Source organism: Frigoribacterium sp. Leaf263, assembly GCF_001422285.1.
Taxonomy (GTDB): Bacteria; Actinomycetota; Actinomycetes; order Actinomycetales; family Microbacteriaceae; genus Frigoribacterium.
Window position 1 is genome coordinate 461,979 of the sequence record NZ_LMMO01000001.1, and the last position, 14,285, is coordinate 476,263.

General features: G+C 72.0%; 14 protein-coding genes, 1 tRNA gene and 2 pseudogenes. 16 read left to right on the forward strand and 1 reads right to left on the reverse strand.

Annotated features, from left to right (window positions below):
* Positions 1-197 precede the first annotated feature (197 nt).
* Genes ASF17_RS02120 through ASF17_RS02130 form a run of 3 tightly spaced genes read left to right on the forward strand, consistent with a single transcriptional unit; the run spans position 198 to position 5,425 of the window.
* Entirely contained in the window at positions 198-3,170 is a 2,973-nt protein-coding gene (locus ASF17_RS02120) for an Rne/Rng family ribonuclease (RefSeq protein WP_156357255.1), read from the forward strand.
* An 18-nt stretch (positions 3,171-3,188) separates the two neighbouring features.
* On the forward strand, positions 3,189-3,995 hold the full coding sequence (locus ASF17_RS02125) for a hypothetical protein (RefSeq protein WP_055794741.1): 807 nt from the start codon (positions 3,189-3,191) through the stop codon (positions 3,993-3,995).
* Positions 3,992-5,425 carry a hypothetical protein gene (locus tag ASF17_RS02130; RefSeq protein WP_055794743.1) on the forward strand — a complete coding sequence of 478 codons (1,434 nt, stop codon included), beginning with the start codon at positions 3,992-3,994 and terminating at the stop codon, positions 5,423-5,425. The genes ASF17_RS02125 and ASF17_RS02130 overlap by 4 nt, the downstream gene beginning before the upstream one ends.
* A gap of 33 nt (positions 5,426-5,458) precedes the next feature.
* On the opposite strand, the gene ASF17_RS02135 is transcribed toward ASF17_RS02130, so the two are convergent.
* Positions 5,459-5,737 (reverse strand): DUF4031 domain-containing protein, encoded by a 279-nt coding sequence (locus ASF17_RS02135; protein ID WP_055794745.1) that lies wholly within the window; start codon positions 5,735-5,737, stop codon positions 5,459-5,461.
* Between the two features lie 192 nt (positions 5,738-5,929).
* Between ASF17_RS02135 and rplU the strand changes: the two genes are divergently transcribed.
* From rplU to ASF17_RS15930, 13 genes and pseudogenes are all read left to right on the forward strand, one after another.
* Positions 5,930-6,228 (forward strand): 50S ribosomal protein L21 (gene rplU / locus ASF17_RS15185; RefSeq protein ID WP_082475041.1); only part of this gene is annotated, 299 nt, incomplete at its 3' end.
* A gap of 1 nt (position 6,229) precedes the next feature.
* Positions 6,230-6,338, forward strand: a pseudogene (locus tag ASF17_RS15920) (bL21 family ribosomal protein); the annotation flags it as partial.
* A gap of 12 nt (positions 6,339-6,350) precedes the next feature.
* Positions 6,351-6,449 (forward strand): annotated as a pseudogene (locus ASF17_RS16140) (50S ribosomal protein L27); the annotation flags it as partial.
* Between the two features lie 9 nt (positions 6,450-6,458).
* Complete coding sequence (gene rpmA, locus ASF17_RS02145) at positions 6,459-6,704, forward strand: 50S ribosomal protein L27 (protein ID WP_055795561.1); 246 nt, start codon at positions 6,459-6,461, stop codon at positions 6,702-6,704.
* A 118-nt stretch (positions 6,705-6,822) separates the two neighbouring features.
* On the forward strand, positions 6,823-8,358 hold the full coding sequence (obgE, locus tag ASF17_RS02150) for a GTPase ObgE (RefSeq protein ID WP_055794750.1): 1,536 nt from the start codon (positions 6,823-6,825) through the stop codon (positions 8,356-8,358).
* Positions 8,355-9,179, forward strand: coding sequence for a glutamate 5-kinase (gene proB / locus ASF17_RS02155; protein ID WP_055794753.1), 825 nt, complete (start codon positions 8,355-8,357; stop codon positions 9,177-9,179). Before obgE ends, proB begins: the two co-directional genes overlap by 4 nt.
* A gap of 10 nt (positions 9,180-9,189) precedes the next feature.
* Positions 9,190-10,458, forward strand: coding sequence for a glutamate-5-semialdehyde dehydrogenase (locus ASF17_RS02160; protein ID WP_055794754.1), 1,269 nt, complete (start codon positions 9,190-9,192; stop codon positions 10,456-10,458).
* Between the two features lie 35 nt (positions 10,459-10,493).
* The gene (locus ASF17_RS02165) at positions 10,494-10,712 is read left to right on the forward strand and encodes a hypothetical protein (RefSeq protein WP_055794755.1); all 219 of its coding nucleotides are present in this window, start codon (positions 10,494-10,496) and stop codon (positions 10,710-10,712) included.
* A 17-nt stretch (positions 10,713-10,729) separates the two neighbouring features.
* On the forward strand, positions 10,730-11,368 hold the full coding sequence (gene nadD, locus ASF17_RS02170) for a nicotinate-nucleotide adenylyltransferase (protein ID WP_082474975.1): 639 nt from the start codon (positions 10,730-10,732) through the stop codon (positions 11,366-11,368).
* Positions 11,365-12,561 (forward strand): hypothetical protein, encoded by a 1,197-nt coding sequence (locus ASF17_RS15465; RefSeq protein ID WP_156357257.1) that lies wholly within the window; start codon positions 11,365-11,367, stop codon positions 12,559-12,561. Before nadD ends, ASF17_RS15465 begins: the two co-directional genes overlap by 4 nt.
* 39 nt (positions 12,562-12,600) lie before the next feature.
* The gene (gene rsfS, locus ASF17_RS02185; protein WP_055794760.1) at positions 12,601-12,981 is read left to right on the forward strand and encodes a ribosome silencing factor; all 381 of its coding nucleotides are present in this window, start codon (positions 12,601-12,603) and stop codon (positions 12,979-12,981) included.
* 244 nt (positions 12,982-13,225) lie between these two features.
* Positions 13,226-13,298, forward strand: a tRNA-Ala gene (locus tag ASF17_RS02190).
* A gap of 175 nt (positions 13,299-13,473) precedes the next feature.
* The gene (locus ASF17_RS15930; protein WP_235476309.1) at positions 13,474-14,238 is read left to right on the forward strand and encodes a general stress protein; all 765 of its coding nucleotides are present in this window, start codon (positions 13,474-13,476) and stop codon (positions 14,236-14,238) included.
* Positions 14,239-14,285: the final 47 nt, after the last annotated feature.

Genomic DNA, 14,285 nt, shown 5'->3' on the forward strand with positions numbered 1-14,285 from the left:
CGAAGAACCGCACGACGACGAACGACACGACGGCCGCCACCGCAGAGACGGTGGGCCCTGTGACCGAACGTCGCGTGACCGACACCGCGCGTCGTGAGAGGACGCGGTGACCGGGGCAGGCGCAGGGCGCCGACCGGCCACGACACGAGACCACCCGCCGACGGCTCGACCTCGGCGGGGCGAGGAGCGCACCACCCGTGGTGAACAACAGAGACGACACCAGCAACGAGAACGGTCCGAAGAAGAGACGGGGGCTGTTCAGCGGGCTCCGTGCCCGTCAGGCCGCCGCCCCCTCGGGGCAGCGCGCCCTGGCGGCGGCATCGCCCGCAGACGACACCACCCTCCGGACCACCCGACGAGACGACGCCCAGGAGGCATCAGCCGTGACTCACGAGAACGAGGTCGCGGCGCAGCCGGCGACCGCCCCGACCGACGCCACCGCGACCGACTCCGCCGTCACCGGGTCGCTCGTCGACCCGACGGCGGTCGACGACCCCACCGAGACCACGTCGGTCGAGCGGGCCGATGCCGCGCTCGCGGCGGCCGACGAGGTGCGTCAGCGCGAGGGCGCCCCGTCGTCGCCCATCCCGGCTCAGCTGACGACGACGAGCCTCATCTTCCACGCCCCCGAGATCGTCCCGCTCCCGGCACGGCCCGGCCGTCGGCGCCCCGGACGCGACGACGACTACGACGACGGATACGACGACGGCGACGAGGCCGACGACGACGGCTACGACGGCGACGACGAGCCCCAGCAGCCGACCTCGCGACGTCGGTCGCGTGGCCGCTCGCACGATCGCGAGGAGCGCGACTCCGAGCCGCGCCAGCAGTCCGACCGCTCGCCGCGCGAGCGTCCCCAGCGCCAGGCGGAGCTCATCACCGAGCCGCAGCGCATCAAGGGCTCGACCCGCCTCGAGGCGAAGAAGCAGCGTCGACGCGACGGACGCGACGCCGGTCGTCGCCGCACCGTCATCACCGAGGCCGAGTTCCTGGCGCGTCGTGAGAGCGTCGACCGAAAGATGATCGTCCGCTCGTCGGGCGACCGCATCGAGATCGGCGTGATGGAGGACGGCACCCTCGCGGAGCACTACGTCGCCAAGGCGCAGAACGTCTCGCTGATCGGCAACGTCTACCTCGGTCGCGTGCAGAACGTCCTCCCCTCGATGGAGGCGGCGTTCGTCGACATCGGACGCGGTCGGAACGCCGTGCTCTACTCGGGCGAGGTCGACTGGGACTCCCTGGCCAACGGCAACCAGCCGCGTCGCATCGAGCTGGCCCTCAAGCCCGGCGATCGGGTTCTCGTCCAGGTGACGAAGGACCCGGTGGGGCACAAGGGCGCCCGTCTGACCAGCCAGATCTCGCTGCCCGGCCGGTACCTGGTCTACGTGCCCAACGGCTCGATGAACGGCATCAGCCGGAAGCTCCCCGACACCGAGCGCGCGCGTCTGAAGAAGATCCTCAAAGAGGCCCTGCCCGAGAACACCGGCGTCATCGTCCGCACGGCCGCCGAGGGTGCCACCGAAGAGCAGCTGACCCTCGACGTCAAGCGCCTGCTCAACCAGTGGGCCGACATCCAGAAGAAGGTCGAGGCGGGCAACGCCCCGAACCAGCTGCACTCCGAGCCCGATCTGCTGATCAAGATCGTCCGCGACGTCTTCAACGAGGACTTCCACGAGATGGTGATCGACGGCGACGAGGCCTTCGACACGCTCCAGTCGTACCTCTCGGCGGTCGCCCCCGACCTCATGGATCGCGTGAAGCGCTACGAGGGCGAGAAGGACGCGTTCGACGAGTACCGGCTCAACGAGCAGATCGAGAAGGCGCTCGACCGCAAGGTCTGGCTGCCCTCGGGCGGCTCGCTGGTCATCGACCGCACCGAGGCCATGACGGTCGTCGACGTCAACACCGGCAAGTTCGTCGGCTCGGGCGGCAACCTCGAGGAGACCGTCACGAAGAACAACCTCGAGGCCGCAGAAGAGATCGTGCGCCAGCTGCGGCTGCGCGACATCGGCGGGATCATCGTGGTCGACTTCATCGACATGGTCCTCGAGTCGAACCGCGACCTCGTGCTGCGTCGTCTGGTCGAGTGCCTCAGCCGCGACCGCACGAAGCACCAGGTCGCCGAGGTCACCTCCCTGGGTCTCGTGCAGATGACCCGCAAGAAGCTCGGGCTGGGGCTCGCCGAGTCCTTCTCCGAGGCCGGCAGCGCCGCTCGCGTGCAGGAGCAGCAGCCGCAGGGTCGGGGCAGGAACGACCAGCAGCGACGCCGAGGAGGCGCGGCGCAGGCCGGCAAGACCGGTGGCGCCGGGCAGAACCAGGGCAACGGCGCTCCCGCGGCCTCCGGGCGAGGCGGCTCGTCGTCGCCGGCGGCCGGCCCGTCGACCGGCACGCACGCCATCACCGAGGACGTCAAGAACGCCCTGTCGCGCATCGCGGCGTCCACCATCGCCCAGGCCGAGGACGGCGACCGCAGCACGGACTCCGCCACCGAGGCTGCGGCGGCCGTCGAGGCGGCCATCGACGCCGCGGCGCAGGCGGCCGGCACGCAGGCCCCCGGCTCGGAGTCCGCGACCGGCAGCGAGACGAACGGCGCCGACACCACGGGCGACGAGCCCCGTCGCACCCGGGGGGCTCGCAAGGGTCGCCGCGGCGGCAGGGCATCGCGCGACGAGGGTCAGGCCGTCGAGTCGGCGACCTCGACGCCCGAGGCCCCGACGCCGTCCGTCTCGGACGACTCCGCCGACCGTCCGGCCATCGTGACCGCGCCGACCACCACCACGACCGAGGTCGAGGCGCCCGCCGCACAGGCTCCGGTCGCGGTCGCTCCCGTGGTGGACCGGACCGCAGCGGCGGACAAGCCCGAGCGCAGCACGGAGCCGCGTCGATCGCGGGCCACCGTGTCGACGCCCGACGCGACGGTGGCGATCCTCGACATCCCCGTCGCGACGACGCGTCGCGAGGCCCCTCGCCTCAGCAGGGACGACGCCGAGCAGCTGCTCGACTCGGTGCTGGGGGCTCTGCCCGAGCCCAAGCAGCCCGGTCAGGGGCGTGGCCGCTCGCGCCGCGCCTCCAGCTCCGGGACGGCCCCGGCGACCGCACCGGCGGCCACGCCGAGCGACGAGTCCGGCCCGTTCATCCTCGGTGTGGGGGTCAGCTCCGACGACCTCTGAGTCGTCTAGGGTGACTGCGTGACCCCGACCCAGCCCGGAACCCCGACCGCATGGTCGCGGCTCCGGGCTGTCGTCGTCTCGGCTCGCGGCGCGGACGGCCGTGAGGCGTTCCTCACCGCCGCGACGGCGCTGGGCGTCCTGCTCGTCGTCCGGTTCGCGCTCGGCCTGCTCGCCCTGGTGGGGTCCGCCATCGGGTACTCGGTGACGGCCTTCCCGAGCGGTTTCACGGCGACGCCGGTGGGCCAGTTCCTCGGGAGCTTCGTCCTCTACCCCTTCCCGTTCTACGTGGCCGCCTTCGCGACCCTCGTGGTGGCCAGGCCGATCCGGGCCCGTGACGGCCTCGGGGTCGTCCTCCGCAGCACCCTCGTCGCCGGAGCCGTCGGCACGGCGGCGCTGGCGGTCGTCGGCATCGTGCCGGGGATCACTCTGTCGGACGAGGGCGGCACCTGGGCCAATCTCGCCCTGTACCTCACGACCATCCCGCTCTCGGCCGGCGTGGTCGACACCGCCGTGCTCGCGCTCGGCGGCGTGCTGGCCTGGTGGTGGCTCCGGGCCGGCGACACCTCGCCCGCCTCCGACCACGACCGGTCGACGACCGACGACCCCGCCGACGACGAGCCCGGTCGAGACGGGGAGGTCGATGCGGTCGCCGGTGCCCCCACGCCGCCCGTCACCCATGAGGCGCGGGGGGTCGGCACGCGGACGACCCCCGACGACGGCTCCGCACCGGGTCGCAGCCTCCGCGAGACCCCCTCCGCACCGACAGGAGCCGACGACTGGTCGCGCTACGCGCCTCCTCCGGCCCCGAACGAGTCGGACAGGTGACGGGACCCCTCCGCGATCGCCTCCAGCCGGCCGGACGCGGGCGCGCACCGGGCGAGGGCGCAGGCCTCGACGACGCCGAGCTCGGCCGCCGTCAGCGCCTCCGCTTCGGGGCGGTCGTCGTCGTGCTCGCCGTGGTCTGCGCCCTGTTCGGCGTGCTGTCGAACCTCCAGGGCCCCAAGCTGACCGAGACCCGGATCGACACCGAGGCCGCCGTGGCGCAGCCCGGGCAGCAGCTGCGGATGTTCGCCAACCAGGTCGTCGCGCACGTCGACGCCGACCAGGTCGTCGTCTCGCCGGCGGCACCGCACACCGTGTCGACCTCGGGGGACGTCATCGCGGTGCGGTTCACCGACCGCCTGCGCTACGGGACCGACTACACGGTGACGGTGACGGGCGTCTCCAGCGTCTATCAGGCGCGAGCGTCCGAGCTGTCGACGACGTTCGGCACCGCCGCCGCCGAGACGTGGCGCATCGTCCACGGCGTGGACGGATCCGACGACCGGATCGAGCGGGCCCCTCTGACCGGGGGAGCCGACCGCACCGTCGTCTACCAGGCGCCGCGCATCCAGGCCTTCGAGGTCTTCGACACCGCGGTCGCCGTCGTCACGGACGACGGCACCACCTCGACGCTCAGCCTCGTCGCGTTCGACGGCGTCGCCGTCGAGGACCTGCCGCTCCCCGACGGGCCGGGGCTCATCACGCGGTTCGGAGCCGACCGCACCTCGACGACCCTGGCCTTCTCGTGGCGTCCGCAGGGTGCCGAGACCGACGCTCTCTACGCGATGCCCCTTCAGGGCGAACGCGCCGCGACCCCGGTCCAGTCCCTCGCCGGGCAGCCGCTCACGGCCCTCGACTGGTTCTTCGTGCCGGGTCGCGCCACGGTCGTGGTGCAGTCCGCCGACGAGTCGGTCGCGGCCTACGATCTGACCGGCGTGGCGCCTCCGCGGCCCTACGGCACCTTCGTCTCGCTGCAGGGCGTCGCCCTCGACGGCGGCACGATCGTCGCGGCGACGGCCGTCGAGTCGTCGCGCATCGACCTCGAGACCGGCGAGCAGACCGCCATCCCCTTCTCCGCCGTCGAGGGCGGCACGCCGTTCCGCGGGGAGCTCGTGGCGATCGGCGAGACCACGTACGTGCAGCAGGTGGCCATCCCGACCTCGGACGGCGCCGCGTACCGGAACCTCATCGTCGTCGACGACGAGAAGGAGGCGCGGAGCCTGTACGAGCCGTCGACCGCCGGGACGACGATCGAGGGCTTCTCGGTCTCGCCCAACGGGCAGTACCTCGCCGTCGAGACGGCCGACGCCACGGCGGAGACCGATTTCACGTACACCATCGACCCCGTGCCGGCGACGGTGACGACGACCGTCGTCGACATCGCCTCGGGCGGGGTCGTGGCGAGCTTCTCGGGGCACTCCGCCGCCTGGTGAGGGGACCGGGCGGGTCCGGCCCGGGTCACGGGGTCAGGCGGGCAGCCCCCGTTTGACGCGCTGCGAGACCCGGAGCCCGCTGCGCTCCAGGCGCCGGGCGAGCTCGAGACCGCCGACCGGTCGGGCGCCGGCCGCGACGAGGTCGGCATGACGCGACTCGGGGACGTCGTAGTGGTCGTGGTCGAAGCCGCGACGGGGGATCCCGTTGGCGGCCGCGAAGCGATGCAGCTCGTCGTACGACTCGTCGCTGACGAGATGGGCCCACACCGTGTCGTGGGCGGGCCACACGGGGTCGTCGATCAAGATGGTCACGCGTTGATGGTAGACCGCATGCGTTGACGGCGGTCGGAGCCGCCGTGTAATCTAAGCGGTTGGTGCGCGCTGGCCCATGGTCGCGTCGTCACCCGCGGAGACCACGAGCCGTACGGTCACCGCCTCCGTCCGTCACCGCACCTCGCGTGCGACGAGGCGGCCCCGTACAGCCAACAACATTAAGGAACACACATGGTCTACGCAGTCGTGCGCGCCGGTGGTCGCCAGGAGAAGGTCGAGGTCGGCACGATCGTCACCCTCGATCGTCTGAAGGCCTCCGTCGGCGACAGCATCACCCTCGTGCCCGTCCTCCACGTCGACGGCGACACGATCCTCTCGGCGGCGGACGCCCTGTCGGGCGTCACGGTCACGGCCGAGGTCCTCGGCGACCTCCGCGGCCCGAAGATCGTCATCCAGAACTACAAGAACAAGACCGGGTACAAGCGCCGCATGGGCTTCCGTGCCGACCTCACCCGCGTCAAGATCACCTCNCCGCGGCCCGAAGATCGTCATCCAGAACTACAAGAACAAGACCGGGTACAAGCGCCGCATGGGCTTCCGTGCCGACCTCACCCGCGTCAAGATCACCTCGATCAAGTAAGGGACACGGCTCATGGCACACAAGAAGGGCGCATCGTCCACCCGTAACGGCCGCGACTCCAACGCCCAGCGCCTCGGCGTGAAGCGCTTCGGCGGCCAGGTCGTCCTCGCCGGCGAGATCATGAAGGGCGCATCGTCCACCCGTAACGGCCGCGACTCCAACGCCCAGCGCCTCGGCGTGAAGCGCTTCGGCGGCCAGGTCGTCCTCGCCGGCGAGATCATCGTGCGCCAGCGCGGCACCCACTTCCACCCCGGCGCCAACGTCGGCCGCGGCGGCGACGACACGCTGTTCGCCCTCGCCCCCGGCTCGGTGGAGTTCGGCACCAAGGGCGGCCGCAAGGTCGTCAACATCGTCGCCGGCGCCTGAGCCTCGACCAGAGGCGCGGCGTCAGCTGCGACACACCGTATGGGCGAGCGTTGCTCGCCCATACGTGTTCGACCCGGGAGTCCATCCCCGGCCCCAGAGACTGAAATGACTGCACCCCATGGCCACATTCGTCGACCACGTCACCCTGCACCTGCGCGCCGGCAACGGCGGCAACGGCTGCGTGTCCGTCAAGCGCGAGAAGTTCAAACCCCTCGCCGGGCCTGACGGCGGCAACGGCGGGCACGGCGGAGACATCGTGCTGGTCAGCGACACCGGCGTCACGACCCTCCTCGGATTCCACCGCGCCCCGCACCGCTCGAGCGAGAACGGCGGCTTCGGCATGGGCGACCACCGCAGCGGCACGAACGGCGAGCTGCTCGAGCTGACCGTCCCGGTCGGCACGGTCGTCAAGAGCGAGGACGGCACCGAGCTCATCGACATGGTCGAGCCCGGCATGCGCTTCGTCGCCGCCCAGGGCGGCATCGGCGGACTCGGCAACGCGGCTCTGTCGTCGACCAAGCGCAAGGCCCCCGGCTTCGCGCTCCTCGGCACGCCCGGCTGGCAGGGCGACGTCCTGCTCGAGCTCAAGGTCGTCGCGGACATCGCCCTGGTCGGCTACCCGTCGGCCGGCAAGTCGAGCCTGGTCGCCGCTCTGTCGGCCGCCAAGCCGAAGATCGCCGACTACCCGTTCACCACGCTGCACCCCAACCTCGGCGTCGTCGAGTCGGGCGAGACGCGCTACACGGTCGCCGACGTCCCGGGGCTCATCGAGGGGGCCAGCGAGGGCAAGGGGCTCGGGCTCGAGTTCCTCCGCCACGTCGAGCGCTGCTCGGCCCTGCTCCACGTCCTCGACTGCGCGACGCTCGACCCGGGCCGCGATCCGCTGACCGATCTCGACATCATCCTCGGCGAGCTCGAGGCCTACCCCGTCCCCGAGGGGCAGCTGCCGCTGCTCGAGCGTCCTCAGCTGATCGCCCTGAACAAGGTCGACGTGCCCGACGGCCGCGAGCTCGCCGACTTCGTCACCCCCGAGCTCGAGGCGCGCGGCTACAAGGTCTTCGAGATCTCCGCGGTCAGTCACGAGGGGCTGCGGAACCTCTCCTTCGCGCTGGCCGACGTCGTCGAGGCGAGCCGGGCCGAGATCGCCGCCCGACCCGCGCCTCCTCGACTCGTCATGCGTCCCCGCGCCGTCAACGAGAAGCCCTTCATCATCCGCGTCGAGGGCGGCACCTACGGCAACGTCTATCGGATCCTGGGCGAGAAGCCCGAGCGCTGGGTCGTGCAGACCGACTTCAACAACGAGGAGGCGGTGGGCTACCTCGCCGACCGGCTCAACACCATCGGCGTCGAGGACGCCCTGTTCAAGGCCGGGGCGCAGGCCGGCTCGACGGTCGTGATCGGGCCCGAGGGCGGCATCGTCTTCGACTGGGAGCCCACGCTGACCTCGACGGCCGAGCTGATGACCAGCGCCCGAGGCACCGACCCCCGACTCATCAAGAACGACCGGCCCACGCGCAACCAGCGTCGCGAGGAGTACTTCGAGCGCATGGACGCGAAGGCGGAGGCGCGTGCCGAGCTGCAGCGCGAGCGCGCCTCGGGCATGTGGACCGACGACGACGGGTTCCTCGTGAAAGAGGGCGACGACAAGGCATGAGCGACACGGCGTCGTCGTCGCCCCGCCGGGAGGGCGCCCGCGTGATCGACCGGGCCGGCATCGCGTCGGCTCGGCGCATCGTCGTGAAGGTCGGCTCGTCGTCGATCAGCGGCGACAACGCCGGTCAGATCGATCCGCTCGTCGACGCCCTGGCTGCGGCCTACGGACGCGGCGCCGAGATCGTCCTCGTGTCGTCGGGAGCCATCGCGACCGGCATGCCCCATCTGCGACTCGACGCGCGGCCGACCGATCTCGCGACGCAGCAGGCGGCGGCCGCCGTGGGGCAGAACGTGCTGATCTACCGGTATCAGCAGAGCCTCCGCCGGTACTCCATCGTCGCCGGGCAGGTGCTGCTCACCGCGGGCGACATCCAGAACCCGACGCACCGCAGCAACGCCCAGCGGGCGATGTCGCGACTGCTCGACCTGCGGATCCTGCCCATCGTCAACGAGAACGACACGGTCGCGACACAGGAGATCCGCTTCGGCGACAACGACCGCCTCGCCGCCCTCGTCTCGAAGCTGATCGGCGCCGACGCCCTCGTGCTGCTGAGCGACGTCGACGCGCTGTACACGAGGCCGCCCCACGAGGCCGGGGCCGTCAAGATCGTCGACGTCCCCTTCGGCGACGAGCTGCGCGGCGTGACGTTCGGCGACGTCGGCGCCGCAGGGGTCGGCACGGGAGGCGCGGGCACGAAGGTCGCCGCCGCGCGCTATGCGGCCGAGGCGGGCACGCCGGTGCTGGTGACCTCGACCGCGAACGTCGCCCGGGCGCTCTCGGGCGACGACGTGGGCACGTTCTTCGAGGCCGTCGGACCGTAAGATCGACCCCATGTCAGCCCGAGAAGCCGTCGTCCCCTCGTTCGATGACAAGCTGACCGCGGCGAAACGGGCGGCGTCGGCGCTCGCGACCTCGACCGCCGACGCGAAGAACGCGGCTCTCCGGGAGATCGCCGCCGCGATCGTCGCCGCCGAGGACCGGATCACCGCGGCCAACGAGCTCGACCTCCGGGCGGGTGCCGAGGCCGGGCTGTCGGACTCCCTGCGCGACCGACTCCGACTCGACGGCGACCGGCTGCGCGCCCTGGCCGCGGCGACGGAGCTCGTGGCGACCCTCGTCGACCCGGTCGGCGAGACCGTCCGCGGGCGCGTGCTGCCGAACGGGCTGCGGCTCGACCAGGTCAGGGTGCCGTTCGGCGTCGTCGGAGCCATCTACGAGGCCCGGCCGAACGTGACCATCGACATCGCCGCGCTCGCCCTCAAGAGCGGCAATGCGGCGGTGCTCCGGGGCGGCAGCGCAGCGCAGCGCACGAACGCCGTGCTGGTGGAGGTCGTGCAGGAGGCGCTGGTGCGGTCCGGTCTCCCCGCCGACGCCGTCGTCACCGTCGACGAGTTCGGTCGTGACGGGGCGGCCCGGCTGATGACCGCGCGCGGACTCATCGACGTGCTCGTGCCTCGGGGGAGCGCGGAGCTCATCCGGACCGTGGTGGAGCAGTCCACCGTGCCGGTGATCGAGACCGGTGCGGGCGTCGTCCACGTGTTCCTCGACGCGTCGGCAGACGCCGCGATGAGCGTCGACATCGTCCTCGACGCCAAGACCAGCCGACCGAGCGTCTGCAACGCGCTCGAGACGCTGCTGGTGCACGCCGACTCGGCCGAGCGGCTGCTGCCCGTCATCGTCCCGGCCCTGCGGCGGGCCGGGGTCACGGTCCACGGCGACGCCCGCACGAGCACCCTCGTCGCCGACGTCGTGCCGGCGACGGACGACGACTGGGCTGCGGAGTACATGAGCCTCGACCTGGCGGTCGCCGTCGTCGACGACCTCGACGCGGCGATGTCGCACATCCGCCGCTGGTCCACGGGGCACACCGAGAGCATCGTGACGGCCGATCTCGTCAGCGCCGAGCGCTTCCTGGCCGAGGTCGACAGCGCCGTCGTCATGGTCAACGCCTCGACGCGCTTCACCGACGGCGGCGAGTTCGGCTTCGGAGCCGAGGTCGGGATCTCCACCCAGAAGCTCCACGCGCGCGGGCCCATGGGCCTCGGCGAGCTGACGAGCACGAAATGGGTCGTGCGCGGCAGCGGTCAGGTGCGCGGCTAGACTGGCCCGGATCGTCCTCTCGAAACGGAGTACCCATGCTCGACGTCACCCTCCTCGCTGCGGCCCACGAAGAACTCGCGCCCCTGCTGGCGCCCCCGGTCGTGATCTCGCTGGTGTTCGGCGTCTTCTTCCTGTTCCTCGGGTACGTCGTGTGGAGCTACCGCGACGTCGCCAACCGCAGCCCCCGCAAGGCCAAGTCGCAGGAGCACAAGTCCGGCCCGGTCGACGAATTCGGCCACCCCGAATCGCACTGACCCGAGAGACGGACACCATGGTCGCGGCCAGCACCTCGGAGTCGTCGGCGCAGGCCGGCACCGGGCCGGGTCGGCGACCCCGCGTCGGCATCATGGGCGGCACCTTCGACCCCATCCACCACGGCCACCTCGTGGCGGCCAGCGAGGTCGCCCAGTCGTTCGATCTCGACGAGGTCCTCTTCGTCCCCACGGGGCAGCCCTACATGAAGACGGGCGTCACCGACGGCGAGCACCGGTACCTCATGACGGTCATCGCCACGGCCTCGAACCCGATGTTCACGGTCAGTCGCCTCGACATCGACCGTCACGGCCCCACGTACACGATCGACACCCTGCGAGACGTCCGCGCTCAGCGGCCCGACGCCCAGCTCTTCTTCATCACCGGCGCCGACGCGGTCGCGCAGATCCTCGACTGGAAAGACGTCCAGGAGCTCTGGGACCTCGCGCACTTCGTCGCCGTGTCGCGCCCCGGTCACGACCTGACCGTGAGCGGACTGCCCGAGAGCGACGTAAGCTTGCTCGAAGTCCCCGCGCTGGCCATCTCGTCGACCGACTGCCGCGCCCGGGTCGCCCGAGACTTCCCGGTCTGGTACCTGGTCCCCGACGGGGTCGTCCAGTACATCTCCAAGCACCATCTGTATCGGAGCGTTGCATGAGTTCGTCCGACGGCCAGCCGCCCCTGACCCGACGGCAGGTTCGAGACCTCGAGCGTGCCCGCGAGGCCGGTCAGGCGGTCACCGGCGCGATCCCCGTCCCGGCGTCCGCCCCCGCATCGATGCCCACCCCGGCCTCGGTGCCCGCTCCCGCCCCGGCGCCCGCATCCGCGGCGGCGCCTGCGTCGGCCCCCGCGCCCGCCCCGGCGTCCGCGCCCGCCCCGGCGTCCGCGCCTGACCCGGCGTCCGCGCCCGCCCCCGAGGCGGCGTCTGCGTCCACGCCGACCCCGGCCTCGACGCCCGCCCCCGGGTCGACGCCCGCCCCGTCGTCGATCCCCACGTCGGCGACGGCCTCCGGATCCGAGCGCGGCCTGACCCGTCGCGAGCTGCGCGCTCTCCGTGAGGCCCAGTCGGGCAAGGCGGCCGAGCCCGTCCCGCTCCAGCCCCCCGGCCCCGAGCCCCGTCGGCCCCTGTCCGAGGCATTCAGCGCCGTCGACGAGATCATCGCCCCCACCGGGCAGATCCCCCGGGTGACGAGCGCGCCGTCGTCCGGCGAGACACCAGGGTCCGAGGCGACCAGCGCCTCCTCGGCTCCGACCCCCGCGTTGCGACCGGCGTCGTTCGACCGCCGCGAGCCGAGCGGCCCCGCCGCCGCGGCGCCTGCGGCCCCGGTGCGTCCGGTCGTGCCCACGATCCCCGCCTCGGCGCCCGAGTCGAACGGCTTCGTGCCGCCGGTCGGTCATTGGACCACCCAGAGCAGCGAGCCCGACGGCGACACCGCCCCGGGTCGCGCTCTCGGCACCCACACCGGTCAGACGAACGCGCTGATCCTGACGGACCAGCAGGTCGCCGACGTGACCGGTGCCCTGAACGCCACGGGCGAGATCATCATCACCGGCTCGATCGACTTGCCGCGCAGTCTCGGAGCGACGGGCTCGCAGGCGCGTGTCGACAGCGCCGACATCGACCGCCTGCTCGAGCAGGGCGACGCCGAGAACGCCGAGACCGACGCCGTGCCCGTGCGGGCCAGCCGGGCCATCAGCACGCACACCTCCACCCGTGCGGTGGTGCTCGCGGCCTCGCAGCCGAAGGCGAGCCGGCTGCCGCTCTTCCTCGGGATCGGCGGCGGTATCATCGGAGCAGGTATCATCGGTGTGGTCGTCGCGGGTTTCGCGTCGGGCATCCTGGGTCAGTGACCCTCCTCATCCTCTGCATCACCGACATCTAAGGCATCCGTGACAGCCACCCCTCGCGCCATCGAGCTCCTGCAGATCGCGGCCCGCGCCGCCGACGACAAGCAGGCCGACGACCTCGTCGCGCTCGACGTCTCCGAGCCGCTGCCCCTCACCGACATCTTCCTGCTGGCCTCCGGCCGCAGCGAGCGCAACGTCGTCGCCATCGCCGGCGAGGTCGAAGACAAGATGCTCGAGGCCGGGGTCAAGACGCTCCGCCGCGAAGGCCGTGCCGAGGGGCGATGGATCCTCCTCGACTTCGGCGACCTGGTCGTCCACGTCTTCCACGATGAAGACCGTCAGTACTACTCGCTCGAGCGTCTGTGGAGCGACTGCCCGACGATCCCGATCGAGCTGCCGCAGCCCGCGCAGAACGAGGCCTGAGCCTCCTCCGACAGTCGACCGCGACCGCCGACCCGCATTCCGTGCATGATCGGCGTCGCGGTCTCGTCGTCTCGGCCGCCACCCGGCGGGGACCGGACGCCGTCCGGCGACGGGGTCCGGGTCGCGTCAGAGGGTGCGAGCCCGGCTCGTCCCGCCGCGGTCGCGGGGGTGTTCAACCTCGCGCGATTTGTGTAGTAAGGTTGACGAGTTGCTTCGAGAGACGCAGCGAAGAGAAAACGAATACGGGTCTGTGGCGCAGCTGGTAGCGCACCTGCATGGCATGCAGGGGGTCAGGGGTTCGAGTCCCCTCAGATCCACCCTCACGAGAAGGCATCCGCAGAGCGGGTGCCTTTTCTCGTTCCCAGCCCTCGATCCCAGCCCTCGGTGGGCAGCTGGTCGTCCGGCGGCGCTCACGCGGCCTGCCGCCGCCTGTGTCTGGGAGCGCTCTGTGCATAAGCTCCACGCGGTCGTCCGCGACGGTAGAACTGATGCATGAGCGACGATCAGTCCGGCACCGGCAGCACCCCCGACCCCCACGCGACCCCCGCCTCCTCGGGGACGACCCCGGGCGAGACCGCCTCGGGCGCTGCGGCCCCCGATCAGCGTCCGCGTCCGGCCTACGGCGAGTACGCCCCGACGCCCGTCGGTGGCGGCGAGACAGATGCGACCGGCGCTCAGGCGCCCCCCGCGGCGCCCCACGACTCTCCGGCGCCGCCGAGGGGCGGAGTCGTCCCTCCCGCGGCGACTCGCCCGAGCGCGACCGACGGGACGCCCGGCCCCCGCGGCACCGGTGCCTTCGCCGGGGGCGGTCAGCCGCAGACCCTGGCGACCTTCACCCGCTACGAGGACGCCCAGTCGGCCGTCGATCTGCTCTCGGACGAGGGGTTCCCCGTCGAGAGCGTCTCGATCGTCGGTCATGACATCCGCACCGTCGAGAACGTGACCGGGCGACTGACCAAGGGCGGTGCGGCGGCTCGAGGCGCCGGGGGAGGAGCCTGGTTCGGCCTGTTCCTGGGGCTCCTCTTCGGTCTGTTCGCCACGAACGTCGCCTTCATCGGCATCCTCCTCATCGCCGTCGGCGGCGGTGCCCTCTGGGGTGCGCTGTGGGGCTTCGTCGGTCACGCCGCGCTCCGGGGTCGTCGAGACTTCGCGTCGACGAAGACGATGGAGGCCGGCAGCTACGAGGTGCTCGTCCGTGGCGAGCTCGCCGTCCAGGCGCACCAGGTGCTCGCGCGGGGGCGCGGCATCGCTCCGTAGGCTCCCGCGAGATCACTCGAACGGCCCGCCACCCCTCGGGGAGGCGG

What these genes read in the sequence shown, in the direction of transcription:
- rpmA (WP_055795561.1), top strand. Translation starts at nt 6,459, where the DNA reads ATGAAGGGCGCATCGTCCACCCGTAACGGCCGCGACTCCAACGCCCAG.
- obgE (WP_055794750.1), top strand. Translation starts at nt 6,823, where the DNA reads ATGGCCACATTCGTCGACCACGTCACCCTGCACCTGCGCGCCGGCAAC.
- proB (WP_055794753.1), top strand. Translation starts at nt 8,355, where the DNA reads ATGAGCGACACGGCGTCGTCGTCGCCCCGCCGGGAGGGCGCCCGCGTG.
- ASF17_RS02160 (WP_055794754.1), top strand. Translation starts at nt 9,190, where the DNA reads ATGTCAGCCCGAGAAGCCGTCGTCCCCTCGTTCGATGACAAGCTGACC.
- ASF17_RS02165 (WP_055794755.1), top strand. Translation starts at nt 10,494, where the DNA reads ATGCTCGACGTCACCCTCCTCGCTGCGGCCCACGAAGAACTCGCGCCC.
- nadD (WP_082474975.1), top strand. Translation starts at nt 10,730, where the DNA reads ATGGTCGCGGCCAGCACCTCGGAGTCGTCGGCGCAGGCCGGCACCGGG.
- ASF17_RS15465 (WP_156357257.1), top strand. Translation starts at nt 11,365, where the DNA reads ATGAGTTCGTCCGACGGCCAGCCGCCCCTGACCCGACGGCAGGTTCGA.
- ASF17_RS15930 (WP_235476309.1), top strand. Translation starts at nt 13,474, where the DNA reads ATGAGCGACGATCAGTCCGGCACCGGCAGCACCCCCGACCCCCACGCG.